The organism is Phycobacter sedimenti, from assembly GCF_038148855.1.
Lineage (GTDB): Bacteria > Pseudomonadota > Alphaproteobacteria > Rhodobacterales > Rhodobacteraceae > Phycobacter > Phycobacter sedimenti.
On the sequence record NZ_JBBVGR010000007.1, the window covers coordinates 259,773 to 283,337 of the forward strand.

The 23,565-nt window shown below is 60.6% G+C and carries 27 protein-coding genes; 20 read left to right on the top strand and 7 right to left on the bottom strand.

Annotated elements, in window-relative coordinates; genetic code table 11:
- Positions 1–45 precede the first annotated feature (45 nt).
- Genes AADA15_RS14240 through plsY form a run of 6 tightly spaced genes read left to right on the top strand, consistent with a single transcriptional unit; the run spans position 46 to position 4,419 of the window.
- Positions 46–1,026 (top strand): aspartate carbamoyltransferase catalytic subunit, encoded by a 981-nt coding sequence (locus tag AADA15_RS14240; RefSeq protein WP_341642216.1) that lies wholly within the window; start codon positions 46–48, stop codon positions 1,024–1,026.
- 5 nt (positions 1,027–1,031) lie between these two features.
- Complete coding sequence (locus AADA15_RS14245) at positions 1,032–1,565, top strand: hypothetical protein (protein WP_341642217.1); 534 nt, start codon at positions 1,032–1,034, stop codon at positions 1,563–1,565.
- Position 1,566: 1 nt separating this feature from the next.
- Positions 1,567–1,962, top strand: a complete 396-nt coding sequence (locus AADA15_RS14250; RefSeq protein ID WP_341642218.1) for a hypothetical protein — start codon at positions 1,567–1,569, stop codon at positions 1,960–1,962.
- The gene (locus AADA15_RS14255; protein ID WP_341642219.1) at positions 1,959–2,507 is read left to right on the top strand and encodes an aspartate carbamoyltransferase catalytic subunit; all 549 of its coding nucleotides are present in this window, start codon (positions 1,959–1,961) and stop codon (positions 2,505–2,507) included. The genes AADA15_RS14250 and AADA15_RS14255 overlap by 4 nt, the downstream gene beginning before the upstream one ends.
- Positions 2,504–3,814: a dihydroorotase gene (gene pyrC, locus AADA15_RS14260; protein WP_341642220.1), complete on the top strand. Its 1,311-nt coding sequence runs from the start codon at positions 2,504–2,506 to the stop codon at positions 3,812–3,814. Before AADA15_RS14255 ends, pyrC begins: the two co-directional genes overlap by 4 nt.
- Complete coding sequence (gene plsY, locus AADA15_RS14265; RefSeq protein WP_341642221.1) at positions 3,814–4,419, top strand: glycerol-3-phosphate 1-O-acyltransferase PlsY; 606 nt, start codon at positions 3,814–3,816, stop codon at positions 4,417–4,419. Before pyrC ends, plsY begins: the two co-directional genes overlap by 1 nt.
- An 8-nt stretch (positions 4,420–4,427) precedes the next feature.
- On the opposite strand, the gene AADA15_RS14270 is transcribed toward plsY, so the two are convergent.
- Positions 4,428–5,147 carry a GGDEF domain-containing protein gene (locus AADA15_RS14270; protein WP_341642222.1) on the bottom strand — a complete coding sequence of 240 codons (720 nt, stop codon included), beginning with the start codon at positions 5,145–5,147 and terminating at the stop codon, positions 4,428–4,430.
- Between the two features lie 381 nt (positions 5,148–5,528).
- On the opposite strand from AADA15_RS14270, the gene AADA15_RS14275 reads away from it, so the two are divergent.
- The 6 genes from AADA15_RS14275 (at position 5,529) to AADA15_RS14300 (ending at position 9,055) form a co-directional block, all read left to right on the top strand.
- Positions 5,529–6,005, top strand: coding sequence for a YHS domain-containing (seleno)protein (locus AADA15_RS14275; protein WP_192965495.1), 477 nt, complete (start codon positions 5,529–5,531; stop codon positions 6,003–6,005).
- Between the two features lie 131 nt (positions 6,006–6,136).
- Positions 6,137–6,670 carry a GbsR/MarR family transcriptional regulator gene (locus tag AADA15_RS14280; RefSeq protein ID WP_341642223.1) on the top strand — a complete coding sequence of 178 codons (534 nt, stop codon included), beginning with the start codon at positions 6,137–6,139 and terminating at the stop codon, positions 6,668–6,670.
- Between the two features lie 35 nt (positions 6,671–6,705).
- Positions 6,706–7,140 (top strand): hypothetical protein, encoded by a 435-nt coding sequence (locus AADA15_RS14285; protein ID WP_341642224.1) that lies wholly within the window; start codon positions 6,706–6,708, stop codon positions 7,138–7,140.
- Positions 7,141–7,156: 16 nt separating this feature from the next.
- The gene (locus AADA15_RS14290) at positions 7,157–7,558 is read left to right on the top strand and encodes a hypothetical protein (RefSeq protein ID WP_341642225.1); all 402 of its coding nucleotides are present in this window, start codon (positions 7,157–7,159) and stop codon (positions 7,556–7,558) included.
- 21 nt (positions 7,559–7,579) lie between these two features.
- On the top strand, positions 7,580–8,389 hold the full coding sequence (locus AADA15_RS14295; RefSeq protein WP_341642226.1) for a fatty acid desaturase: 810 nt from the start codon (positions 7,580–7,582) through the stop codon (positions 8,387–8,389).
- Positions 8,390–8,515: 126 nt separating this feature from the next.
- Complete coding sequence (locus AADA15_RS14300; protein WP_341642227.1) at positions 8,516–9,055, top strand: histidine phosphatase family protein; 540 nt, start codon at positions 8,516–8,518, stop codon at positions 9,053–9,055.
- 108 nt (positions 9,056–9,163) lie between these two features.
- Here AADA15_RS14300 and AADA15_RS14305 read toward each other — a convergent pair whose 3' ends face one another.
- The 3 genes from AADA15_RS14305 to AADA15_RS14315 form a co-directional block, all read right to left on the bottom strand.
- Positions 9,164–10,534: a glutamate--cysteine ligase gene (locus AADA15_RS14305; protein ID WP_341642228.1), complete on the bottom strand. Its 1,371-nt coding sequence runs from the start codon at positions 10,532–10,534 to the stop codon at positions 9,164–9,166.
- 67 nt (positions 10,535–10,601) lie between these two features.
- Positions 10,602–11,129, bottom strand: coding sequence for a hypothetical protein (locus AADA15_RS14310; protein WP_341642229.1), 528 nt, complete (start codon positions 11,127–11,129; stop codon positions 10,602–10,604).
- Positions 11,130–11,208: 79 nt separating this feature from the next.
- Positions 11,209–11,934: a 16S rRNA (uracil(1498)-N(3))-methyltransferase gene (locus AADA15_RS14315; RefSeq protein WP_341642230.1), complete on the bottom strand. Its 726-nt coding sequence runs from the start codon at positions 11,932–11,934 to the stop codon at positions 11,209–11,211.
- 12 nt (positions 11,935–11,946) lie between these two features.
- Here AADA15_RS14315 and ubiA point away from each other — a divergent pair, with 12 nt between their 5' ends.
- From ubiA to AADA15_RS14330, 3 genes are all read left to right on the top strand, one after another.
- Positions 11,947–12,909, top strand: a complete 963-nt coding sequence (gene ubiA / locus AADA15_RS14320; RefSeq protein ID WP_341642231.1) for a 4-hydroxybenzoate octaprenyltransferase — start codon at positions 11,947–11,949, stop codon at positions 12,907–12,909.
- Positions 12,910–12,970: 61 nt separating this feature from the next.
- Positions 12,971–14,947, top strand: a complete 1,977-nt coding sequence (locus AADA15_RS14325) for an OmpA family protein (RefSeq protein WP_341642232.1) — start codon at positions 12,971–12,973, stop codon at positions 14,945–14,947.
- Complete coding sequence (locus AADA15_RS14330; RefSeq protein WP_341642233.1) at positions 14,944–15,258, top strand: hypothetical protein; 315 nt, start codon at positions 14,944–14,946, stop codon at positions 15,256–15,258. The genes AADA15_RS14325 and AADA15_RS14330 overlap by 4 nt, the downstream gene beginning before the upstream one ends.
- Before the next feature lie 809 nt (positions 15,259–16,067).
- On the opposite strand, the gene AADA15_RS14335 is transcribed toward AADA15_RS14330, so the two are convergent.
- The 3 genes from AADA15_RS14335 to AADA15_RS14345 form a co-directional block, all read right to left on the bottom strand.
- Positions 16,068–16,619, bottom strand: coding sequence for a ribonuclease H family protein (locus AADA15_RS14335; protein ID WP_341642234.1), 552 nt, complete (start codon positions 16,617–16,619; stop codon positions 16,068–16,070).
- A 211-nt stretch (positions 16,620–16,830) separates the two neighbouring features.
- A complete protein-coding gene (locus tag AADA15_RS14340) occupies positions 16,831–17,679 on the bottom strand; it encodes a ParB N-terminal domain-containing protein (protein ID WP_341642235.1) in 849 nt (282 codons plus the stop codon).
- A gap of 226 nt (positions 17,680–17,905) precedes the next feature.
- Positions 17,906–18,541 (bottom strand): recombinase family protein, encoded by a 636-nt coding sequence (locus AADA15_RS14345; RefSeq protein WP_341642236.1) that lies wholly within the window; start codon positions 18,539–18,541, stop codon positions 17,906–17,908.
- A gap of 201 nt (positions 18,542–18,742) precedes the next feature.
- Between AADA15_RS14345 and AADA15_RS14350 the strand changes: the two genes are divergently transcribed.
- From AADA15_RS14350 to AADA15_RS14370, 5 genes are all read left to right on the top strand, one after another.
- On the top strand, positions 18,743–19,147 hold the full coding sequence (locus tag AADA15_RS14350) for a hypothetical protein (protein ID WP_341642237.1): 405 nt from the start codon (positions 18,743–18,745) through the stop codon (positions 19,145–19,147).
- Positions 19,148–19,360: 213 nt separating this feature from the next.
- Positions 19,361–21,385 carry a type I restriction-modification system subunit M gene (locus AADA15_RS14355; RefSeq protein WP_341642238.1) on the top strand — a complete coding sequence of 675 codons (2,025 nt, stop codon included), beginning with the start codon at positions 19,361–19,363 and terminating at the stop codon, positions 21,383–21,385.
- Positions 21,382–22,614 carry a restriction endonuclease subunit S gene (locus AADA15_RS14360; RefSeq protein ID WP_341642239.1) on the top strand — a complete coding sequence of 411 codons (1,233 nt, stop codon included), beginning with the start codon at positions 21,382–21,384 and terminating at the stop codon, positions 22,612–22,614. The genes AADA15_RS14355 and AADA15_RS14360 overlap by 4 nt, the downstream gene beginning before the upstream one ends.
- A complete protein-coding gene (locus AADA15_RS14365) occupies positions 22,611–23,015 on the top strand; it encodes a hypothetical protein (RefSeq protein ID WP_341642240.1) in 405 nt (134 codons plus the stop codon). Before AADA15_RS14360 ends, AADA15_RS14365 begins: the two co-directional genes overlap by 4 nt.
- Positions 23,016–23,426, top strand: a complete 411-nt coding sequence (locus AADA15_RS14370) for a hypothetical protein (protein WP_341642241.1) — start codon at positions 23,016–23,018, stop codon at positions 23,424–23,426. It begins immediately after the preceding gene.
- The last annotated feature ends 139 nt before the right edge of the window (positions 23,427–23,565 follow it).

The following is a 23,565-nucleotide window of genomic DNA, read 5'->3' on the forward strand; positions in this document are numbered from 1 at the left end:
GTCGCCCCGCCTATAAGGGCGCGCAAACAGCGCGGAGCCCGCCTCATGTCTCATGTTTCCCCAACAGCCCCCGGCCCCAGTTTTTCAGCCCGTCATCTCTTGGGGATCGAGCACCTAAGGCCGCATGAGATTACCGAGATCCTCGATCTGGCGGATACCTACGTGGATCTGAACCGCCGCCCGGAAAAACACTCGGACGTGCTGGCGGGGCTGACGCAGATCAACATGTTCTTTGAAAACTCCACCCGCACACAAGCCAGTTTCGAGCTGGCCGGCAAGCGCCTGGGCGCGGATGTGATGAACATGGCGATGCAGGCGTCCAGCATCAAAAAGGGCGAGACGCTGATTGACACGGCGATGACGCTGAACGCCATGCACCCCGATCTGCTGGTGGTGCGCCATCCCCATTCGGGCGCGGTGGACCTGTTGGCGCAGAAGGTGAACTGCGCGGTGCTGAACGCGGGCGATGGGCGGCACGAACATCCGACGCAGGCGCTGCTGGATGCGCTGACCATCCGGCGCGCCAAGGGGCGGCTGCACCGGCTGAACATCGCGATCTGCGGCGACATCGCCCATTCCCGCGTGGCGCGTTCGAACCTGATTTTGCTGGGCAAGATGGAAAACCGCATCCGCCTGATCGGTCCGCCCACCCTGGTACCCGGCCATTTCGCCGAGTTCGGCGCCGAGATCTATGACGACATGCGCGAGGGGCTGAAAGGCGTCGATGTGGTGATGATGCTGCGCCTCCAGAAGGAACGCATGGACGGAGGTTTCATCCCCTCCGAACGCGAATACTACCACCGCTATGGGCTGGACGCCGAAAAACTGGCGCTGGCCAAACCCGACGCCATCGTCATGCACCCCGGCCCGATGAACCGCGGGGTCGAGATCGACGGCACCATTGCCGATGACATCAACCGTTCCGTCATTCAGGAACAGGTCGAGATGGGCGTCGCCGTGCGCATGGCGGCAATGGACCTTCTGGCCCGAAACCTGCGCGCCGATCGGATGGGACAGGCGGGCTGATCCTGATGGAGGGCGTCATCCATATCCCGGCAGGAGAGTACGGCGCGATCCGTCTTTTCCGGCTCGACATGCGCCCCGAACAGGCTGCCTTCCTGAAGGAGCCTGAGGCCCTGGCGCAGGTGCTTGGAATTGATGCCATCGACATGGAGCAGGTCGACATCTTACCGGTAAGCGACCTTGAGGAGATCGGCCTTGCCGGATACCTCACTGACGGCATGGGTGTGCCCGAGGATCAAATCGCGGCCGACCGTGAACGCCTCGCGGCGCTTGAAGGTTACGTCATGGTGATCCGCTCGCGCGCCTTTGGCGGACGCGAGATGCGCCTGACACCCGCCGATCAGATCCAGCTGATCGCCACCTACGGCACCCCCAGCGCCACATGGACCGCCCCGCCGATCGAGACCGAAAGCGCCAAGCCCTACTCGGCGCCGAAACTGCCCCCGCGCAAGGCCCGTGCCGAGGCGCGGCGTATTGGCGCCACGCTCTTTGCCGTGGTGATGGGGCTGATCTTCCTTGTTCTCTATCTGCTGGTGAGCTGACATGTCCAAGACCGTGAACGAGATCACCTTCACCCCCGACCGCAGCGCCTATATTCGCGCCCATGCCTGGATGGCCGCCTTTGCCATGGCGGCTGGCATGGGGGTCCTCTGGTTCGCGGGCAATCCGCACATCTGGACCGGCGCGATCGGCGGGCTTGCCGCCATCTCCTTTCGCGGCTGGTATCTGGCCAGCGAGGAACTGGCCGTCATCTGGCGCATGTCGGATGGCGTCCTGACCGGCCCCGCCGAACGCCGGGTGCCGCTGCATGAGATCGACGCAGTAAAGTCCATGGGTGGCTATGTGCAGGTGATCACCAAGGGCGGCGACAAGCACCTGATCAAGTACCAGGCAGAGCCGGGCCATACCGTCGCGACCATCAGGGGCGCAATGTCATGACCGATGGGCGAGGCTGGGATGGTCTTCTGGATGCGGATGAGGATGTCCTTTGGCAGGGCCGCCCCGACCCTGGCTTCACTGTGACCGGGCAAATGATTGCCTACACGATTTTTGGAATGATCGTCACCGCCTTTGGACTGTTCTGGACCGTAGGCGCCATGTCCTTTGCCGTTTTGCTTGGGATTACCGGCCTTTTCCCGCTCGGCGTCGGACTTTACCTGATTGGCGCTGGACTGTTCTGGCCGTCATATTGCCGTCGTCGCACCTGGTACAGCCTGAGCAACCGCCGCGCATTTATTGCCACAGAGCTGCCGTTTGTGGGCCGGGGCTTGCGATTCTGGGACATCGGCAGCGATACCACGATCGAGTTCGAGGAAGGCAAATACTCTACCATCTGGTTTCACGAGGAAACACTGGGTAAGGGCGACAACGCATATACCAAACGTGCGGGCTTTGAACGGATCAGCAACGGGCGAGAGGTGCTCGCCCTGATGCGTCAGATACAGGCCGGAGCGGACAGCACCATGGAGACACCGGAAACATGACCACTCTTTTCATCAATGCCCGCCTGATCAACCCCGAGGCCGGAACCGATGCGCCGGGGGCTGTGCTTGTGGCGGACGGTCAGATTGCCGAAATCCTGCCCGAGCGAACGAACCCTGCGCACCTGTTTCGCGCGCGAAACATTGATCCGGCTCAGGCCGGAGTCGTGGATTGCGGCGGCAAGTGTCTGGCGCCGGGGATCGTCGATATCGGCGTCAAGGTCTGCGAGCCGGGCGAGCGGCACAAGGAAAGCTACAAGACCGCAGGCCTTGCGGCGGCGGCGGGCGGGGTTACCACCATGGTGACGCGCCCCGACACCACCCCGGCCATCGACAGCCCCGAAACGCTGGAGTTCGTCACCCGCCGCGCCCAGGCTGACGCGCCGGTGAACGTCTTGCCCATGGCCGCCCTGACCAAGGGCCGCGAGGGGCGCGAGATGACCGAAATCGGTTTTCTGATGGATGCGGGCGCGGTTGCCTTTTCCGACTGCGATCACGTGGTGGCCAATACCAAGGTGTTCTCGCGCGCGCTGACCTATGCCCGCAGCTGCGGCGCGCTGGTGATCGCCCACCCGCAGGAGCCGGGACTGAGCGCAGGCGCCGCCGCCAGCAGCAGCAAGTTCGCCACCCTGCGCGGCCTGCCTGCGGTCTCTCCGATGGCCGAACGCATGGGACTGGACCGGGATATCGCGCTTTTGGAGATGACCGGCGCGCGCTACCACGCAGACCAGATCACCACCGCCCGCGCCCTGCCCGCACTGGAGCGCGCCAAGGCCAATGGGCTGGACATCACGGCGGGTACCTCGATCCACCACCTGACCCTGAACGAGCTGGACGTGGCCGACTACCGCACCTTCTTCAAGGTGAAACCGCCGCTTCGGTCCGAAGAAGACCGGCTGGCGGTGATCGAAGCGGTGCGCACCGGGCTGATCGACATCATTTCTTCAATGCACACGCCGCAGGACGAGGAAAGCAAGCGCCTGCCCTTCGAGGAGGCCGCCGCCGGAGCCGTGGCGCTGGAGACCCTGCTGCCCGCCGCGCTGCGCCTTTATCATGCCGAGCTGCTGGACCTGCCGACCCTGTTCCGGGCCATGTCGCTGAACCCTGCAAAACGGTTGGGCCTGCCCTCCGGGCGTCTGGCGGCGGGCGCGCCTGCGGACCTGATCCTGTTCGATGCGGATGTGCCCTTTGTGCTGGATCGTTTCACGCTGCGGTCAAAATCGCAGAATACCCCCTTTGACGGGCAGCGCATGCAGGGCAGAGTGCTGGTAACCTATGTGGCAGGCAAGCCCGTGTTCCGGAGAGACTGATGCCGAACCTTGAGACTTCCATCCTGCAGCTGCTGCTGTGGGCCGTTGTGGGCTACGGGCTGGGCTCGATCCCTTTTGGCCTGCTGCTGACCCGCTTGATGGGTCTTGGAAACCTGCGCGAGATCGGATCGGGCAATATCGGCACCACCAATGTGCTGCGCACGGGATCAAAACTGGCGGCACTGCTGACGCTGCTGCTGGATGGTGGCAAGGGCGCCGCCGCCGTGGTTCTGGCCCGTCTGATGGCTGGAGAGGACGCCGCGCAGATGGCCGGCCTGATGGCCTTTCTCGGCCATTGTTTCCCGGTCTGGCTGGGGTTCAAGGGCGGCAAGGGTGTGGCGACCTTCCTCGGCCTGATGCTGGCCCTTGCCTGGCCGGTGGGCGCTGCCGCCTGTCTGACCTGGCTGGCTGGCGCTGCGATCACCCGCATGTCCTCGGCCTCGGCGCTGCTCTCGGCGCTGGCAGCCCCCGTCTGGGCCCTGCTGCTTGGACATCCTCAGATCGTTGCCCTGACCGTTGCCCTGACCGTGATCGTCTTCTGGCGCCATTCGGAAAACATCGCCCGCCTGCGCGCCGGAACCGAACCGAAAATCGGGCAGAAGTAGCCGAGCCCCTATTCCGAAACCTGCTGCAGGACGCCCACCCGGTTGCGCCCCTGGTTCTTGGCCAGATAGAGGGCGTCATCCGCGCGGCGAATGACCTCGGTCAAAGGCTGAGCGCCGTCTGCAAGACCGAGACCAATGGAGATCGTGCATTTGAGATCCTTGCCAGGCGGAATAGTTACTGCCTGGTTCTCGACGGCCTTTCGGATCTCCTCAGCGCGACGCATCGCCTCGTCCAGATCGTGTTGGGGAAGACAGACCACGAATTCTTCGCCCCCGTAGCGCGCCGCCAGACCATCCTTCTGCACGTGGTCCTCGATCACCTTTGCGACGTGGCGGATAACCTCATCGCCGACCAGGTGGCCATAGGTGTCGTTCACCTGTTTGAACAGATCGATATCGAGCATCAGGACGGTGCCCCGGAAGGTTTCGCACATTTCGTCCATGCGGCGCATGAAATGAGCGCGGCTGAGCAGGTTGGTCATCTGGTCATGAGCCAAGAGATACTCAAGCTGCTGATTGAGACGGTGGATTTCCAGCATACGGTTGGCCGACCACAGCGTAACAGGTGGCGCAATCAGCAACGGCACCAGAATCGCGGTGCGCAACGAGACATCTTCAGGAGCGTCACCGTTGATCAAAACGGTGATAAGAACCGATACCAGGATCGACATGCCAGAGATGACAAGGACCGATAGCCACTTCTCGGTTGTTGTGCGAACTTTCAACATGGCGACTCGTAGTGTTGCATCTGCCAGAGAGGCTAACCGTTCAGGGTTAACGATCCCTCGCTTCGGACGGTGATATCTTGATCATTTCTCCGCCAATCCTGACCGGACTCCGCATAAGGAAAGGAGCGGAAATGACACCGGGCACGGGTCTGTGTCGGTTGACCTCACATCCGGTTCACGGTCGTCCCGCGACCTTGTGATGTGCATTCCCGAACAGTCCCGACCTCCACACGGCGCAGTCAAAATGAGTTGTTTTGAACGTGATCGCCTTCGTCTCCACATGGGTGCTGTGACAGCCGCAACGGGTTGCACACAGATACACGATCCATGGGCCAAGAGCGGGAGCATTACATCCCCGGCCCCCTTTGAAAGGATGGAACCATGAATAAATTCAAGACTGTTTTGAGCGGTGTCGCACTGTCGGTCGCGCTGGCGACCTCGGCCATGGCGGCAGGCGTTGAACTCAACGCGTCCTCGACCGGCCTGGCGCTGCAGGGCTATGACCCGGTGGCCTATTTCACCGTCGGTGAGCCGACCCCCGGCAACTGGAAAATCACCTCGGTGCACAATGAAGCCCTGTATCGTTTCGCCTCCGAGGAAAACAAGGTCGCCTTCGAGAAGAACCCCGAAGCCTACCTGCCCGAGTACGGCGGATATTGCGCCTTTGGTGCGGCCATGGGCTTCAAGTTCGACGGTGACCCGACCCTGTGGAAGATCGTCGATGACAAGCTGTACCTGAACCTCGCCGAAGACATCCAGAAGCGCTGGGAAGGCGATATCGCCGGCTTCATCGAAAAGGCAGATACCAACTGGACCGACATCGCCGACAAGGATCCGGCAGCGCTGCAGAACCAGTAAGCGCCACAACACAAAGCGACCTCACTCACGGACGCAAGATGCGGCGGCGGGATTTCCTGCCGCCGATTTTTTGTTGACTCAGCTCGCAATCCTGTTATTTCTGAAATTACAGAAATTTCAGGAGCAATCGGATGCACCTCACCCCCGCCATGCAGAACTTTATCCTACATTGGGGAGAGATGGGCTCCAAATGGGGTGTGAACCGCTCTGTCGCGCAGATCCACGCGCTTTTGCATATCTCGCCCGATGCGCTGACCGCCGAGGAGATCTGCGAGACGCTAAACCTTGCGCGCTCCAATGTCTCCAATGGCCTCAAGGAACTGCAGTCGCAGGGGCTGGTCAAATCCTCCCGTCAGCTGGGAGACCGGCGCGATCATTTCACCTCGATCCGCGACATGTTCGATCTGGTGGATGCTGTGGTGGCCGCCCGGCGCGAGCGTGAATTTGCCCCCACCTTGCGCGCCCTCGAAGAGGTCATGGCCGAGGCCGAAGAGGACAACACCCCCAAGGTCATCAAGGCGCGCATGGGCGAAACCCTGCGCGTGATGCAGATGTTCGACGACTGGTATATGGACTTTTCCCGCCTGCCCCGCGCGGTGCATCTGGCGGTGCTGAAGATGGGATCGAAACTGGTGCGCTTCCTGCCCGGCGGAAAATCCGACTAGGCGCACTCAAAAAATTTTACCCGGAGATTTCACAAATGACAGAAATAACTGACGATGTAAAAAACACTGAGCCCGAAGTCGTGGCAAAGCGCCACCTGGTGGACCCCGTCGCCTTTTTCATCGCCATGATCGCTGGGCCGGGAGTGATTGGCCTTCTTGGATGGTCCACTCTGTTCATTCAAGCAGCCACCCTTTTGGGCGGGCCGGTCTATCTCGTCGTCGGCATTCCGGTAATGCTGGTCTACATGCGCCGCCATCGCGTCGCGCCATATGACTGGGTCTGGCTCGCATTGTTGGCCCATGTGGCCGTGTTCCTGCCGCTCACTCTCCTTGGCGCGGCCAGCGGTGGAAGAACCGGCGGCTTGGAAATCTTCCTTATCTTTGGCTGTTTCTTCGCTCCGCTTTGGGGCGGGATCAGCGGCGTCCTCTACGCCGCTCTCGAACGCGATTTCTACAAACAACCCCTCTGAATCGAAAGGCCCCAACATGCTGTTTCACATCGCAATCTACCTTGCCCTTGCCCTTCTCATGGTCACCGCGATGACCCTGATGATCCTCAAGATTTCCAGCATCATGGGCGACTGCCCGCAATCGGGCCGCGCCGCGCGGGCGGCGGGCGTCACCATCGCCACCGGCTATGCCATGATCGCCATGGGCGGCGTCGGGCTGATCGGTTCCGCACTGCCGCTGCTCACTGAGGGAAGCCGGGGCCTGCTGCCCGCGATGGGCATCGCGAGCCTCTTGCCCGCGCTCGGCTTTGCGGCAATCTGCCTTGGCCTTGGTTTCACCCACGCCGTCGCCACCCTGCGGGCCGTGGTCCGCGAGGCGGTGGATGCGGCTCAGAACTCTGATCCAGCTCCACAGCCCCCTGCCCCAAGCCCCGCATAAATCCGAAGAAAGGAGACAGACATGCAGCCCCGCGAGACCGCTCCGTCCCAAGTGCAGTGGCAGGACCTGTCAAACCTGCGCCCATGGCAAAAGGTGGTGGAGCTCACCCTGCCGCTGCCTTGGCTGGCGCTGTCCTGGGCGCTCTATGCCTCGCCGCTCTGGCCCTTGGGCGCCGTCGCCAGCTTCATGTTCTTTCTCTGCGCCCTGCGTCTGAACCACGAAGCGATCCATGGCAATCTCGGCCTGCCCCGGCGGTTTGACATCGCGCTCTTGCACCTCCTGAGCGCGGTCATGATGGGCTGCAACTCCTCCGTCGCCTGGAGCCACATGCAGCACCATCGCCACGCCATGGGCCCCGGCGACCTCGAAGGGCATTGCGGCCACATGAGCGCAGGCGAGGTCCTCCTCTACGGTCCGCGCTTTCCGCTTGATCTCATCCGTCACTGTTGGCAAGGCGGCGGGCGCAAGTGGCAGCTGCGGATGCTGCGGGATGGTCTCAGTGTTTCTGTGACCGTTGGAGCTATTCTCCTGAGCGGTCTGGATTTCCTGCTGCTGCATCTGGCGGCCATGGCCGTGGCGCAATGTCTGACGGCCTTCTTTGCTGTCTGGATCACCCATCAGGGCACGGCCAAAACGGGCCTTGCCGGGCGCAGCCAGCGTGGGATCCTGGCCCGGCTTGCCTATCTGATGTTCTATCACCGCGAGCATCACCTCTTTCCCAAGGTGCCGGTCAGCCGCTTGCCGGACCTCGCCGCGCGGCTGGATGCTGACGTGCCCGGCTATGCCAAGGCCCGCCAGCCCGTGGTCCCCTGGCTGGATCCTGGAGCCTAGATGCCGCGCGCGCCCTGCAAAACACATCCCGCCAACAAGCCCTGCCGTTTGCCGTTTTGCGAAACTGAACCATGTCAATGGCAGTAGCAAAATGCCCCATATTCGCACCTCTGGGAGATCCGCCGCATGATTCGACTGCTTGTTATATTTCTGGCACTGCCCATGGTGGCAGCGGCCAATGACTGGGATGCTCTCAAGGCGCCGGGTACCATGGCAATCATGCGCCACGCGCTGGCGCCGGGTACTGGCGATCCGGGGGCTTTCGTGCTGGACGATTGCAGCACCCAGCGAAATCTCGATGCCCGCGGGCGCAGACAGGCCGAACAGACCGGCGCCGCGCTCAAGGCCGAAGGCATCACATTCGATGCGATCCTCACCAGCCAGTGGTGCCGGACCCGCGACACGGCCCGGCTCCTTGACCTTGGACCAGTGACAGATGCACCGGCGCTGAACTCCTTCTTTCAGGATTTCTCCACACGGGACAGCCAGACGCGTGAAACGCTTGATCTGCTCAACAAGGCCGAGGGCCGTTTGTTGCTGGTCACCCATCAGGTGAACATCTCCGCCCTGACCGGGCGCACGCCCCGATCCGGTGAGATCCTCGTGTTTCGCCTGACCGAAACCGGAGAGGTCGAGGTGACCGGCAGCATCCTGATCACACCCTGACCCCGCCGCCAAGTGGGTCAACGACCGAAAGGCGCCGCTTGAGGACCGCAATCAAGAAAAAGGGGCGTCTCAGCGGCGCCCCCTTTTCAATCGTTTCGACTGGTTTGGTCAGTAGCTGTATTCGGCGTAGATCCGGGTCAGATCACCATTCCAGTCGCCATGGTAATGATCCAGCAGCTCATCCGCCGGAACCTTGCCGCTGTCGATGCTTTCCTTCAGCGCGTTCAGGAAATGCGTCTCGTCCGGCACCATACCGCCTGCACCCGCGCGCGCGCGTGTCTTCAGGCCCGCTTCGGAGATCTCCAGCACCTGCCGCGCCAGATCGTGCATCTTGATCGCGCCCACCTCGGCCTGCAGCGCCTGTTCGGCGGCGCCGACGCGCAGGGCCTCGCGGGTCTCGGCATCCCAGCCCTTGACCAGATCCCAGGCCGCATCGAGGCTGCTTTGATCATACATCAGACCAACCCAGAAGGCGGGCAGCGCACAGAGCCTGCGCCAGGGACCGCCATCGGCGCCGCGCATCTCCATGTATTTCTTGATCCGCGCCTCGGGGAAGGCTGTGGTCAGGTGATCGGCCCAGTCGCTAAGGGTCGGAATTTCACCGGGCAGCGCGGGCAGCTCACCTTTCAGGAAGTCCCGGAAGGACTGGCCCAGCGCATTGATGTATTCCCCGTCGCGGTAGACGAAATACATCGGCACATCGAGCGCGTACTGGACGTAGCGCTCAAAGCCCATGCCGCCTTCAAAGACGAAAGGCAGCATCCCTGTGCGCGCATCATCAAGGTGACGCCAGATGGTGCTGCGCCAGGATTTCTGACCGTTGGGTTTGCCCTCGAAGAAGGGCGAATTGGCGAACAGCGCGGTCGCAACCGGCTGCAGCGCCAGCGCCACGCGCAGTTTCTGCACCATGTCGGCTTCGGAGGAAAAATCGAGGTTCACCTGCACCGTGGTGGTGCGGCGCATCATGGCGCGCCCCATGGTGCCGACCTTGGTCATATAGTCGTTCATCAGCCGATAGCGCCCCTTGGGCATCAGCGGCATTTCCTCGTGGCTCCAGATAGGGGCCGCGCCCAGGCCGATGAAACCGACACCGATCTTGTCGGCGATTTCCTTCACCTCGCGCAGGTGGGTGTTCACCTCGTCGCAGGTTTCGTGGATGGTCTCCAGCGGAGCGCCCGACAGCTCCAGCGCGCCACCGGGTTCTAGGCTGACGTTCGCGCCGTCCTTGGTGAGGCCGATGAGATTGCCGCCTTCGGTCACGGGCGCCCAGCCGTAGCGATCACGCAGCCCTTCCAATACCGCGAGGATCGAGCGGTTCCCCTCATACGGCAGCGGCTTCAGCGTATCCTTGCAATAGCCGAATTTCTCGTGCTCGGTGCCGATGCGCCAGTCGGCGCTGGGTTTGCAGCCGGAGGCAAGGTATTCAGCCAACTGTTCGTGGCGTTCGATCGGTCCGCCGCCGGACTGGGGAATGGACATGCCGGACACTCCGTCCTGTTGTTTCGCTCGTTTCGGCGGTCAGGAGTGGGGGGAAATGCCGCCGGTGTCAATGCAGCCGTTGGTTCAAAGGGCGGCTGGGCCTGCGCTCCCAGATCACGACCTGGTGAGCGCCCGCCTTGCGCAATTCGGTCAGCATCCGCTCGGTTTTGAGCCCCGGCAGGGCGGCGAACGCATCAAACAGCGCCTCGTGCCCTTCGGCATTGACGGGGATCGCCAGCGGCGCCTGTCCCGGCTGTTCCAGCACCCAATGGGGCGGTTTGGAGGTGTGATCGAGCCTCAGGCGCTCAAGTTCCGACCGGGCCACCGCACCGCCCGTCAACGGGCCAAAATAGGCGATTTGCCCCTCATCCACCTGCACGATGCCCGGACCACCGCCCCCAAGGCGAAACCGCAGGCGCTGCGCGCCGATCACCGCCAGGACCAGCCCCACAAGGATCAGCGCCCAGCCGGTCACCGCCGTGAACCCGTAGGATGTATAGGCCCATTTGAGGCCAATCAGCAGCATCAGCGTCGCCACGATCAACTCGCGCCAGCGCCACAGGGTAGCCCGCGCTTCGGGTCGGATGAAGCTCATGTGCAACTCTCCGCATTGCCTGTGCGGATTAACACAGGGATACCGCACCATTTTGTTGCTGCTCCGCCCCGCTTGCCCATCACCAATCCCCCAGAGCCTGCTGCCAGAGGGTCATCGCGGCCACCGCCGCCGTGTCGGCACGCAGAATGCGCGGGCCAAGGCTGACCACATGGGATTGCGGCAGGGCATGGAGGCGCCTGCGCTCCGCTTCGGAAAAGCCGCCTTCCGGGCCAATGAGAATGGCCCATGGCGCACCCTTGTACTGTTCGGCGGCCAGTTGCAGCGCATTGCCCACTTCGGCCTCGTCGCAGAACATCAGCTGACGTTCCTCGGGCCAGTGATCCAGCAGGCGCGAGAGTTTCTGCAGATCCACCACCTCGGGCACATAGGTGCCGCCGCATTGCTCGGCAGCCTCCACCGCATGGGCCTGAAGACGATCCTGGCGGATGCGCTCGGAGTTGGTGAACTCGGTCTGCACCGGCAGAATGCGCGCGGCTCCCATCTCGGCGGCCTTTTCGACGATGAAATCGGTGCGCGCCTTCTTGATCGGCGCGAACAGCAGCCACAGGTCCGGGGGCATCTGCAAGGGGCGGGTCTGCTCGCGGCAGACCAGCACGCCGCTGCGCTTGCCCGCCTCGGCGACTTCGGCCCGCCATTCCCCATCGCGCCCGTTGAACAGCGCCACCTGTGCGCCTGCGCCCAGCCGCATCACCCCAAAAAGGTAATGGGCCTGGTCCCGGTCTACAGGAATGGTTTGCCCTGCCCCCAAGGGGTGCTCTACATACAGTCTGATCTTCGCAGTCATGAGGTCCTACATATGCAAGGGCAATCGCCAACACCAGATGGTCAGGTCGCGGATGCGGTCAAGGGGAATTGGGTCGATACCCTTGCACCCGCCTGGAGCCGCCCCTACCTGCGCCTGAGCCGGGCGGACCGGCCCATTGGAACCTGGCTGCTGCTGATCCCCTGCTGGTGGGGGCTGGCGCTGGCGATCCTGTGGGATGAAACGCCGGTCTGGCAGGATGCGTGGATCTTTGTCGCCTGCGGTTTTGGCGCCTGGCTGATGCGCGGGGCGGGCTGCACCTGGAACGACATCACCGACCGCAACTTCGATGGCGCGGTAGAGCGCACACGCTCCCGTCCGATCCCCTCGGGGCAGGTCACCGTGCGCGGTGCGGTGATCTGGATGGGGCTGCAGGCGCTGGTCGCCTTCTGCATCCTGCTGACCTTCAATCAAGCCGCGATCGCCATGGGTATCCTCGCTCTGCTGCCCGTCGCAATCTACCCCTTTGCCAAGCGGTTCACCTGGTGGCCGCAGGTCTTTTTGGGGCTTGCGTTCAACTGGGGGGCCATGCTGGCCTGGGTGGCGCATACAGGATCACTCGCCTGGCCGCCGGTGATCCTGTACCTCGCCGGGATCGCCTGGACGCTGTATTACGACACGATCTATGCCCATCAGGACACCGAAGACGATGCGCTGATCGGAGTAAAATCCACCGCCCGCCTGTTCGGAGACAACAGCCCGCGCTGGCTACGCCGCTTCATCGTGGCCACCGTCAGCCTGATGGCGCTGGCCGTCGTGATGGCCGCCCGCGAGGACGCCAGCCTGGTGACTTTGCTGGTCGCACTCGCCGGTCCCTGGGCGATGGGCTGGCACATGACCTGGCAGCTCAGGGTGTTTGACGCCGAAAACAGCCCCCGGCTGTTGCAACTGTTCCGGCTCAACCGTGATACCGGCTTGATTCCGCTTATCTTCTTTGCCGCAGCCAGTTTCGTGTGATTGAACCGCCCCCTTTGGCGCTGTAAGACAATGCCCAGCCATTGCGGAGAATGCCTATCATATGCGCCTGTCATCGCTCCTGATCCCGACCCTGTCCTTCGCTGCTGCGGCGGGGCTGAGCCTGGTGGCCGCCAGTTTCGCCGTGACCGCCGTCGAACGCGGCAGCGAGCGGGAGGTACGACGGAGCCTGGATGTCTCCGGCATGCATTGGGCCGAGGTGACGGCAAACGGACTGCAGGTGATCCTGCAGGGTACCGCCCCGGACGAGGCCACCCGCTTTGCCGCCATATCGTTGGCGGGCAGCATCGTCGATGCGGCCCGGGTGATCGACGATATCACCGTCCCTCCGGCCGAAGGTCTGGCACCACCACGGTTTTCCGCCGAAATCCTGCGCAATGATCGCGGGATCTCCATCAGCGGTTTGATCCCTCTATCCGCATCGCGGGAAGACCTTAGGGACCAGCTTCAGGATATCGCGCGGCAGAACCGGAAAAAAGTGACCGACCTGCTGGAGGCAGGTGACTATCCTGCCCCCCAGGACTGGGAACCTTCCATGGAGTTTGCGCTCGCCGCGCTGGAATTGCTGCCGCGCTCCAAGATTTCGGTCGAGGCCGGCGCTGTCTCGGTCACGGCAATTGCCGACAGCGCCGAGGAGCGCAGCGCATTCGAGCGCCAGCTGACCCGCATCGCGCCGCCACAGATCCGCATCAGCCTTGATATCGCCGCGCCGCGCCCCGTCATCACGCCCTTTACCCTGCGGTTCCTGATTTCCGAAGGCGGCGCGCGGTTCGATGCCTGCTCTGCCGAAAGCGAGGAAAGTCAGGCGCGTATCCTGTCTGCCGCCCGCGCGGCCGGATTGGAAGGCGAAGCAAACTGCGTGATCGGCATGGGGGTACCCTCGCCAAACTGGGCCGATGCCGCCGAACTGAGCATCCAAAGCCTTGCAGCCATTGGTGACGGGTCCGTGACCATTGCAAATGCGGATATCACCCTGGTCGCCGCCGAAGGCACGCCCGAGCCACTGTTTGACAAGGTGGTCGGTGAGCTGGAAACCGCTCTGCCCGAGGTCTTTGCCCTGCATGCCGTGCTGCCCGTGCCCGAAGCCGCTGCGGCGGCAGGTCCGCCAGAATTCACCGCAACGCTCAGCCCCGAAGGACAGGTTCAGCTGCGCGGGCGCATCAACGATGCGGCGACCCGCACCATCGCCGACAGCTACGCCAAGGCGCGGTTCGGTTCAGGCAGCGTCTACACCGCAACCCGCGTGGTGGACGGTCTGCCAGCCGACTGGCCCGTGCGGGTGCTGGCGGGGCTTGAGGCCCTGTCCTACCTGCAACGCGGCGCGGTGACTGTGACCCCGGACAGTCTGGAGTTGCGCGGAATGAGCCACAACCAGGATGCTCCGGCGGATATCGCGCGCTTCCTGTCGGCGAAACTGGGTGAAGCGGAAAGCTACGATCTCGATATCACCTATGAAGAGCCCCCCGCTCCTGAAGATCAGCCGATGCCGCCAGAGCTGTGTCAGGCGCAGCTGATCGGTGTGCAGCTCGATGCCGGAAAGATCACCTTTGAACCCGGCTCTGCCACGGTCGAGGCTGCCAGCGGCGTGATCCTCGACAAGATTGCCGCCATCCTTGAAGACTGCGGCCCGATCCGGCTTGAGATCCAGGGCCACACCGACAGCCAGGGCCGCGAGGAAATGAACCAGAACCTCAGCCAGGCGCGGGCGCAATCGGTTCTGAACGAATTGAGGGCGCGGCGCATCCTGACCTCGACCTATGTGGCGCGGGGGTACGGCGAAAGCACGCCCATCGCCTCGAACGACACCGAAGAGGGACGCGAAGCCAACCGGCGGATCGAATTCAAGCTGATGCTCCCCAGCACCGGAATCGCGGCGGATGGCAAACTTGACGCCGATCCGGCCGAAGCCGCAGCGAATGATGCGACCGAGGCCGTGACTGAAACAGAAGCATCAGAAGCCGCATCAACAGAGGCCCCCGCACAGGCAGATGACAGCGCACAGGAGACATCGGACCAATGAACAGAACGGAGTTCATCATTACCACAGCCATCATCCTGTTTGCGGCCTTTGCGATGGGTTGGTTCGCGAATTGGCTGGTGCATCGCTTTACCCGCGTGCGCCAGAGCGACGTGGCCGACCTCGACCGGATGAGTCAGGAGCTGCACGAAGCCGAGGAAACCCGTGATCAGGCGATCACCTACCTGCAGCAGCGTGAGGCGGAGCTGACCAACCAGCTCACCCAGACCGAAGCGGAGCTGAACGCCGCGATGGAAGGGCTGCGCGATGCCCGCCGCGAGGCCGAGGAACTGCGCGGACAACTCGAGCGCTAGGCTGGGACTTGGACTTGCGTGTAGGTGCGTCGTCGAGGACCTGGGGTCTTTTCGTTTGGGATGGTTGGCCCTGTGATCTCTGAAGTCTGCAGTGCGGCGCTTTGATCCACCGGGCAGACGGCAAACACCCCTCCTTTCATATACGCCGGACCTGAGACGCCTCACGTTATGGCAAGTCGATCCCGCCAGATCGGCGGGGATAGGGTTTCGGAAAGGTCTGAAGACACTTTCAGGAAAATGCGTCGCTGCTTGCCTTGGTAAAAGGATCTGCCTGTCCAAACGTCAAACGCGTCTACCCCACGCCAACCGGCAGCCCCATCAGCCACGAGCCGACTCATCCAGGCTGAAAGGCAAGAGTGATTCACCCCCCAAGCCAGTTTCTTGAACATCGAACTGGGCAATAATCACGGACATCGACCCCTTCGGACCGAATTGCCTGCAACCGCACCAAAGGGGCGCGCAGACCACAACCTATCGCCCTTGCAAGCAGAGCTGCAGGTGCATTGCAGCGAACGGTTTGTGGAAAATGGTGCTGCTGGAGAGAATTGAACTCTAGTTTCATTTGTCTTTCACACTGATTTTATTACATAAAAATTTCGCCGCAGCAAGCGCTGTGTAGGAGTTCTGTGTGGATGTCTGTTTGTTGGGAAACCGGAATGAACCGGCAACGGTTCTCTTGAACTACGCGGCTCCCATCCAAGAAAAAATCGATCCACGCCCCTGAGTCCATGCTCGCTCGAAATTCCGGCGACCAACCCTTCGGCGAACGCCCCGGCAGAACTTCCGCCGGGGGTCTTGTCGTCGTTGCTTTACCGGGTCGCGAGTTTCTTCTCGGCACGCAGGGCAGCTTTATATGCCAATCGGTCTGCCCTCTCATTATACTTGGACCCGTTGTGCCCTCGGAGCCATTTCCATGTGATGTTGCGCCCTGCTGCAGCGCTATCCAAACGCTCCCAGAGATCGCGGTTCTCAACGGCCTTGCCCCCGCTTCGCTTCCAGTCGTTGGCTTTCCACTTCGCCAACCAGCCATTCATGGCATTTGGAATTAGATTTGCGTCGCAGAAAACCGTGATCGGTTCCTGAGTGACCCGGCCAAGCTTTTCCAGCGTCGCGCACACCGCAGTGAGTTCCATTCTGTTGTTCGTCGTCGACAATTCGTAACCACTTGCCTCTCGGGACTTGGCGATCTCACCCCCTGCTGTTTTTCGAAGAGTAACAGAACCCCAGCCACCGTGGCCGGGATTTCCGATGCAGGAGCCGTCCGTATAGATTTCGATGCGGGTCTGGCCCTCGTCGAGCTGGGCACCGCGTTCCTGTTTGCGGTTCTGGACAGAGTTTACCTTTGTTGTAGTAGTATTCATGGTCAGCTTTCTTGATTTTGGCTGGCGATGCTTACTGGGCCGTGCGGCGTGTAGCCGACGGTCAAGCATCAGGTTGGCTGTGGTTGGATTGTTTGGAGCCCAATCGAGTTCCGACTACGCTGCCCTGCGAATTCGAGGCGTCGTCAAGCCGGAGCAACAGGACCGCGAAACACGCAAAATGCGTGTTCCTATAGCTTGCGTGTTCGCTGCGTCAGAAATCGCAGTCGTCAGATGCCGTCTCTGGTTCCTTAAGGTGGCCGCCGATTGCGGCAATTTTGCTGTCATCCAGCTCGTCAGCGAAGAACAACCACTCGGCCATCGACCGGAGCTTGGCGGTCCCAACTGCGAGCTGAATCGCCTCGGCTGCAATCTCCTCATCCTGCCACGGCAGCTTACCGAGCGCCTCGCGAATTTTCGTGGCGATCTTCTCAATGTGGGCGCAACGTTCGGCATTGGTCAATTCGGGGCGATCTTTTCGCTCCGGCAAGTCGTCCTGCCGATCTCGCCACCATTCGCCTGTCGCCGTTTTTCCTGCAGCTGTCATTGTCTTCCACCTTTTACGCATAATGTCGACGGAGCGTGCTCCAACACCGCTGGCACCGGCTATCTCCTTTACCTTCAACCGCTCGCCCGGCAACCGGACCAACCTCCAGGCAGCATCCATTCTCTCATTCTTCGTCAGCGGTAATTGCTCCCGCGAGTTTGCCCTTACAGCTGCCAGCATGGCCCCTGCTCGGTTCCCTTGAAATACTGTTGCAGAGACGGTCTCGCGCGGCTTGGCGGTGGCGTAAGCGGCAAGCCGGTGATAGCCGTCGAGAAGAACAAGGCGACCCGTCGGCTGTCCGGTGGCATCAATCTCCTGCCAGACTAGGACGGGGTCGAGTTCTCCGGACGCCCTGAGCGTTTGAGTAAGGCCGCGAACATGGGCCTTGTCGGTGACGATGTGTCGAAACCGAAACTCCGGGTCGTTGGTTATCTCTCCAGGCCGGAGCATCCGGCAGGAAATAAGGGTCTGGCCCTGTTCGGGCTGGGCACCGCTGGGTGTGGTGGGATTCTGCATCAGGTTCCTTTCTGCAGCACAAATGGGAAAGCCCCCGCCGGGCAAGGCGAGGGCCATTCGAAGGTTTAGAACTGGTGGCCGTTGGCGTGCGGCTCTCTTTCCTCCTAGGGTGAGGGATAATTGCTCGAAGTGCCCGAAGACGAACTGCAGGCGCAGGTCTCTTTAGGGCAAAGGTGTGGGTTTTTGATTCCGAGCATGCGAATGAACCTTAACTGTTTGATTTTTATTACATTCCCCAGCGGAGCAATCCCGCCTCGGCTTCCGCCACATCTCGACGGATGCGAAGGACGGTCTGGCGGCTCAGCCCTGCCGCTCGCGCCACTTCGGAGGTTCCCGCTCCGGCGTTCGTCATGTCCCGCACGAGGTTAAGCTGGTCGCGGTTGTAGGAAGGCTTGCGACCTCGGTAGACCTCTGGTTTCTCGACCTTCGCATGCTCGATACCAGCCCGCTGGGCCTCCTTCGCGGCTTCAGCTTGGGCCTGAGCCGTGGCAGCCATGAAGGCGATGAGCGCATCCCTGACAGCCTGTTGGGTCGGGTCAGTAGTGGCACCATCAAAAGTCATCGAATTGATCACGGTTTTGATGGTGACCCCTTTTCGCATAAAGTGCCGGATGGTGTCCGTCACGTCCTGGTAATTTCGGCCCAGGCGGTCCACCCAGCGCACCACAAGAGTATCCCCCCGACGGAGCTTGTCGAACAGCCGTCGTCCTTCTGGTCTCTCTGACAGCACAGTCGAAACACCAGATTGCCCATGGTCCGAGACAACCTCGTCAATCGTGAAGCCAGCCTTGCGCGCTTGATCGACCTGATGCTCGGGTGTCTGATCGGCGGTGGAGACACGGGCGTAGAATATTGTGGCCATGTTATTCCCTGTGAGGTGTACTTAAAGGTGGTGTCCGATGAATAGAGCGCCCGAAAGCAAAATTCAACCCTTTCGTACACCCCAGAGCACGCCTCAAAAGGTGTTCTTTGAGGTATACCCTTGTGAGCAAAGAAAGCACCTGTCCATTCCGGGCGCGTTCACATAGCCTGCCGGAGGAGAATTTCTGATTAGGAGAACAACATGAAATTGTGTTTACTACTGGTGGCAGCATCCTTTGTCGTGCTTGCTGCGTGTAGCGGCACGATGCAAGGTGTAGTGCGCGGCGAAGGCACTCGAGTTCAGATCGAATATGAACAAGGAATGGACCGAGACTATTATCGCACGACGCTAGACGGGGAAAACTTCTCTGGTCAGGCAGTTGACGCAGGGGCCACCAGCGGTGTCGGCACAGTGTTTACCGGCGGAGCAGTGGGAACAGTTGTTGTGACGAACAGCAGTGGGAATTTCGTGGCAGTTCTTATAGGCGACCGTGGATCAACCGTGAGATGCCAAATGAACTATGCGGATAGTTCGGGCTTCACAACGGCTGGCGGTGTAGGCATCTGCCAGCATAGCGATGGTCGCATCATCGACGTGGCTTGGTGACGGGAGGTTTTTGTTGCTGCAACATATGGTTAGCGAATGCCCCCCCACCGGGGGGAACGCGCAGGCTTATCTATATATCTCGGTCAGACGGATTTTTTCGGTGAAATAAAACGGGTAGCAAGAAAGACAGCTTGCTGCTGCCCCAACACTTGCAACCCACAGATGTTTCAAGCAATCCTGCCTGTAACAACTGGCAGGGAAAGCAAAATCGCAATGAGCAGTACAGACATCAAGTCGTTGGGGTCGTTCGTCTGGTCCATCGCAGAACTTTTACGCGGCGACTTCAAGCAGTCCGAATATGGCAAGGTCGTCCTGCCCTTCGTCGTCCTGCGTCGTCTCGACTGCATTCTCGAAGAAACCAAGCCTGCTGTTCTCGAGATGGCTGCGTCGCTGCCCGACGATATGGATGATGAAGCCCGCGACACATTGCTGTCAGGCGTGGTTGGCCAGAACATTCAACTCTACAACTTGTCCAGGTTCACCTTCGCATCGCTCAAGGGGCAGGACGCGAAGGACATCCACAAGAACCTGATCGACTACATCACCAAGTTCTCGGGCAATGTCCGTGATGTATTCCTCGATAAGTTCCTGTTCACCGACCAGCTCAAGCGCCTCAACGATGCGGGGCTGCTCTATCAGGTATTCGACCGCTTTACCCAGATCGACCTCCATCCGAAAGCCATCTCGAACCTTGAGATGGGGTATCTGTTCGAAGACCTCATCCGGCGCTTCTCGGAAATCTCGAACGAGACCGCTGGGGAACACTACACACCGCGCGAGGTCATTCGCCTGATCGTGTCGCTCCTGCTGATCAACGACAAGGATGCGCTGACAGGAACTGGCGTCATTCGCCAGGTCTACGACCCAGCAGCGGGAACCGGTGGGATGCTCTCCATCGCCGAGATGGAGATGAAGGCGCTGAACGACCGCATCCGCGTCGAACTCTTCGGGCAGGAACTGAACCCTGAATCCTTCGCGATCTGTAAGTCCGACATGCTGGTGACCGGACACAACCCCGAGAACATCGCCTTCGGCAACACGCTCACCCAAGACGCCCACGCCTCCAAGCGCTTCCACTACATGCTGTCCAATCCCCCCTATGGCGTGGACTGGAAGAAATACGCCGACCCAATCAAGGACGAGGCATCGGAACAAGGGATGGCCGGGCGCTTTGGTGCCGGTCTTCCGCGCATCTCGGACGGGCAGTTGCTGTTCCTCCAGCACATGATCTCCAAAATGCGCAACGACGAACAAGGGTCGCGCATTGGAATTGTCATGAACGGGTCGCCGCTCTTCACGGGCGGGGCCGGGTCAGGCGAAAGCGAAATCCGCCGCTGGATGCTCGAAAATGACTGGGTCGAGGCGATCATCGCTCTGCCGACGGACCTTTTCTACAACACGGGCATCCAGACCTATGTCTGGCTGCTCACCAACCGCAAGGACACCGCACGGCGGGGTAAGGTGCAACTGATCGATGCCAGCGGGGAACGCTTCTGGAAATCCATGCGGAAATCCCTCGGGTCCAAGCGCCGGGAAATCCCCGAAGAGGCGACCGAGGAAATCGCTCGCATCTACCATGACATGCTGAACGGCAACTCAGGCTGGGAAGACGTGTCCAAGATCTTCGACACCACCGACTTCGGGTATCGCGAAATCCGGGTGGAGCGCCCGCTTAGGCTTGCTTTTGAGGTGACCCGAGAGGGGCTTGAGGCGTTGCGCGATGCAAAGCCTTTCCAACGGCTTGGCGAGACTGAACAGCGTAGCTTGCTGGAGGCCTTACTGGTTCACTTGCCGGCAGATGAAAGGTGGATTGACCGAGAGGACTTCGACACGGCGCTAACACGTGCTCTCAAGACGGTTGGTGTCAAGGTGGGCGCACCTGTTCGGAAGGCCATTCTGTCCGCGCTGTCCGAACGCGACGAAAATGCCGAGGCCTGCACCGACAGGCACGGCAACCCAGAACCAGACACCGATCTGCGCGATCACGAACTGGTGCCACTGAACGAGGACTGGCGCGCCTATGTGCAGCGTGAGGTTCTGCCTTTCGCCCCCGATGCCTGGGTGGATGAGAGTTACACCGACGCACAGGATGGCGGCATCGGGCGCGTCGGGTATGAGATCAACTTCAACCGCTACTTCTACAAATACGTGCCCCCTAGACCGCTGGAAGAGATCGACGCCGAGTTGAAGGCGCTCGAAGCAGAAATCGCGGGTCTGCTGCAGGAGGTGGTCGAGTGAAGCATGTGAAACTCAAATGGTTGGTATCTGCTTCAAACGCTGGTGAAGTGATAGACAAGTCGTATTGGGGAGACGGCGATGAGTCCCTTTACACTTGCGCCAGAGACATCCTGCGCTCGGACTTTAGTGCCTTCCCCAAATGGAAGCGGACAACTGCTGATGACCTGCTCCTGACGAGAAACGGCACCCCGTATATTCACATTCCAGTCGAGGGCGCGATCTACTCGAATGTCGTTCAACGCATCTCGGTGCCGAAGGTCGACAAATACTTTCTTCGCTACGCATTGGAAGATCGAGTTCGTAGTTTCAGGGGATACGGCGTTTCCATCGAGAGTTTGAACTACGAAATGTGGTCAAACCTCGAAGTTGCGCTGCCCGACCTCGCGACCCAACGCCAGATCGCCGACTTTCTAGACCGTGAGACCGCAAGAATAGACCTGCTGATCGAGAAAAAGCAGCGGTTGGTGGCATTGCTGAGGGAGCGTGCTACGAGTTTTATCACGCAAGTCACAAAGCACGGCCTGAAAGGCGAAACGCATGTCGACACTTGTATCGACTGGTGGTCTCGCGCACCCGCATCTTGGGAAGTTCATCGCATCGCAACGCTGTTCGGAGAGTCGAAAGAGATGGGCGAAGAAGGCCTCCCGGTTCTTTCTGTCTCTATCAACTGGGGTATTTCAGACCGCGAACTTGCTGACGAAGACCGTGATCGGATTGTAAATCATATTGAGGACAAAACCGCCTACAAACGCGTTCGAACCGGCGACTTGGTCTACAACATGATGCGTGCATGGCAGGGAGCATTCGGGGTCGCCAAGATAGATGGGCTGGTCAGTCCAGCGTATGTTGTGGCGCGTCCACGAAAGGGCCTTCACTCTGCCTATTTCGAACATCTCCTTCGGACCCCATCATGTGTTGAAGAGTTCCGGCGCGCATCCAAGGGCATCGCAGACTTCCGTCAACGCCTTTATTGGGAGCACTTTAGACAGGTTCGCTTGATGCTTCCGTCCTACGAAGAACAAGTCGAAATCGCTGCTTACATCGAACGCAAACAGGCACAGTCTGCACCAATAATTTCGAAAACCCAAGACTCCATCGGCCGCCTTAAAGAATACCGCTCCGCCCTGATCACCGCCGCTGTCACAGGTCAGATCGATGTCGCGACCTACGCTAAACTCGGCACCCCCGACCGCCGCCTCGACGCCATTCAAGAGGAGATGGGCGCATGACTTTGGATAACCTACAAAAGAGCGAAGTCGTTATTTCCAAGATACTTCAAGACCTTGTCGAAACAGGTCTGCAATATGGAACGGCGCTTGAGTTTGAGGAGCTTGGACTTGACGGGGAGTTTGAGCCCTTCTTCACTGGCTGCTGTTTATGGTTGCTGGAAGAAGGCATCGTCCGCTGCACAAACGAACACCAGGTTCTGAAAGGCGTGCCGATGGTAAACCCCGTCATTACGGCAAAGGGCTTCTCGCTGCTAGGTCAACCATTTGCACAAGGTGGTGAAGATGGTGGGCGGGTAGGAGAGGCTGTAAGAGAGGTTGCAGCTGGACGCCGTAGTTATGCTGGGGTGGGCGATCTGGTTGGCGGGGTTCTTGGTGGGTTTATCAAGTCGATGGGTGGTTAGATGAGTGATGCCATTGCGGAACTAAAAGCATTCGTCATTGCGCAACTAAGCGCGAACTGCAACCCTGTCCCACCCAAGACCGCCACCAGTCAACAAGTGCATCTTTCTGTCTGGACAACACGCGGACGCCGCCGCGCCATCGGTGCCGAACTCGATCACAAAGACCGCGTCAATCTATGGGTCGTTAGCATGTATGCACCGCCGTCGTCGCCAGCGACTGTGGAAGTCGCCAAGAAGGTCTGGAAGGGGTCTGCATGGAAGGACAAAGAGCCCAATCCTGAGCGAAAAGGGCGCGACGGGGCAAACAGTAATCTCAAGGGATATGACGAGTTCCGAACCAAACCGATCACGCGTCTGGGTATTAAGTCGATCGATGACGCGCGGCAGATACTTGAGCATTTATTCGCATGACCGACACCCACACCACCGCCGACATTCATCAAGAGAAGGTCTTCGAGGCCCATATCGTTGCCTGCCTGACCCGCGAAGGGGGATACATCGAACGCGACTGCGCGTCCCATTATGACGTTGCCCATGCGCTTGATACCGC

What these genes read in the sequence shown, in the direction of transcription:
- plsY (WP_341642221.1), top strand. Translation starts at nt 3,814, where the DNA reads ATGCCGAACCTTGAGACTTCCATCCTGCAGCTGCTGCTGTGGGCCGTT.
- ubiA (WP_341642231.1), top strand. Translation starts at nt 11,947, where the DNA reads ATGCAAGGGCAATCGCCAACACCAGATGGTCAGGTCGCGGATGCGGTC.
- AADA15_RS14330 (WP_341642233.1), top strand. Translation starts at nt 14,944, where the DNA reads ATGAACAGAACGGAGTTCATCATTACCACAGCCATCATCCTGTTTGCG.
- AADA15_RS14345 (WP_341642236.1), bottom strand. Translation starts at nt 18,541, where the DNA reads ATGGCCACAATATTCTACGCCCGTGTCTCCACCGCCGATCAGACACCC.
- pyrC (WP_341642220.1), top strand. Translation starts at nt 2,504, where the DNA reads ATGACCACTCTTTTCATCAATGCCCGCCTGATCAACCCCGAGGCCGGA.
- AADA15_RS14340 (WP_341642235.1), bottom strand. Translation starts at nt 17,679, where the DNA reads ATGCAGAATCCCACCACACCCAGCGGTGCCCAGCCCGAACAGGGCCAG.
- AADA15_RS14270 (WP_341642222.1), bottom strand. Translation starts at nt 5,147, where the DNA reads ATGTTGAAAGTTCGCACAACAACCGAGAAGTGGCTATCGGTCCTTGTC.
- AADA15_RS14250 (WP_341642218.1), top strand. Translation starts at nt 1,567, where the DNA reads ATGTCCAAGACCGTGAACGAGATCACCTTCACCCCCGACCGCAGCGCC.
- AADA15_RS14370 (WP_341642241.1), top strand. Translation starts at nt 23,016, where the DNA reads ATGAGTGATGCCATTGCGGAACTAAAAGCATTCGTCATTGCGCAACTA.
- AADA15_RS14240 (WP_341642216.1), top strand. Translation starts at nt 46, where the DNA reads ATGTCTCATGTTTCCCCAACAGCCCCCGGCCCCAGTTTTTCAGCCCGT.
- AADA15_RS14365 (WP_341642240.1), top strand. Translation starts at nt 22,611, where the DNA reads ATGACTTTGGATAACCTACAAAAGAGCGAAGTCGTTATTTCCAAGATA.
- AADA15_RS14310 (WP_341642229.1), bottom strand. Translation starts at nt 11,129, where the DNA reads ATGAGCTTCATCCGACCCGAAGCGCGGGCTACCCTGTGGCGCTGGCGC.
- AADA15_RS14280 (WP_341642223.1), top strand. Translation starts at nt 6,137, where the DNA reads ATGCACCTCACCCCCGCCATGCAGAACTTTATCCTACATTGGGGAGAG.
- AADA15_RS14305 (WP_341642228.1), bottom strand. Translation starts at nt 10,534, where the DNA reads ATGTCCATTCCCCAGTCCGGCGGCGGACCGATCGAACGCCACGAACAG.
- AADA15_RS14285 (WP_341642224.1), top strand. Translation starts at nt 6,706, where the DNA reads ATGACAGAAATAACTGACGATGTAAAAAACACTGAGCCCGAAGTCGTG.
- AADA15_RS14245 (WP_341642217.1), top strand. Translation starts at nt 1,032, where the DNA reads ATGGAGGGCGTCATCCATATCCCGGCAGGAGAGTACGGCGCGATCCGT.
- AADA15_RS14275 (WP_192965495.1), top strand. Translation starts at nt 5,529, where the DNA reads ATGAATAAATTCAAGACTGTTTTGAGCGGTGTCGCACTGTCGGTCGCG.
- AADA15_RS14295 (WP_341642226.1), top strand. Translation starts at nt 7,580, where the DNA reads ATGCAGCCCCGCGAGACCGCTCCGTCCCAAGTGCAGTGGCAGGACCTG.
- AADA15_RS14355 (WP_341642238.1), top strand. Translation starts at nt 19,361, where the DNA reads ATGAGCAGTACAGACATCAAGTCGTTGGGGTCGTTCGTCTGGTCCATC.
- AADA15_RS14350 (WP_341642237.1), top strand. Translation starts at nt 18,743, where the DNA reads ATGAAATTGTGTTTACTACTGGTGGCAGCATCCTTTGTCGTGCTTGCT.
- AADA15_RS14335 (WP_341642234.1), bottom strand. Translation starts at nt 16,619, where the DNA reads ATGAATACTACTACAACAAAGGTAAACTCTGTCCAGAACCGCAAACAG.
- AADA15_RS14315 (WP_341642230.1), bottom strand. Translation starts at nt 11,934, where the DNA reads ATGACTGCGAAGATCAGACTGTATGTAGAGCACCCCTTGGGGGCAGGG.
- AADA15_RS14290 (WP_341642225.1), top strand. Translation starts at nt 7,157, where the DNA reads ATGCTGTTTCACATCGCAATCTACCTTGCCCTTGCCCTTCTCATGGTC.
- AADA15_RS14255 (WP_341642219.1), top strand. Translation starts at nt 1,959, where the DNA reads ATGACCGATGGGCGAGGCTGGGATGGTCTTCTGGATGCGGATGAGGAT.
- AADA15_RS14300 (WP_341642227.1), top strand. Translation starts at nt 8,516, where the DNA reads ATGATTCGACTGCTTGTTATATTTCTGGCACTGCCCATGGTGGCAGCG.
- AADA15_RS14325 (WP_341642232.1), top strand. Translation starts at nt 12,971, where the DNA reads ATGCGCCTGTCATCGCTCCTGATCCCGACCCTGTCCTTCGCTGCTGCG.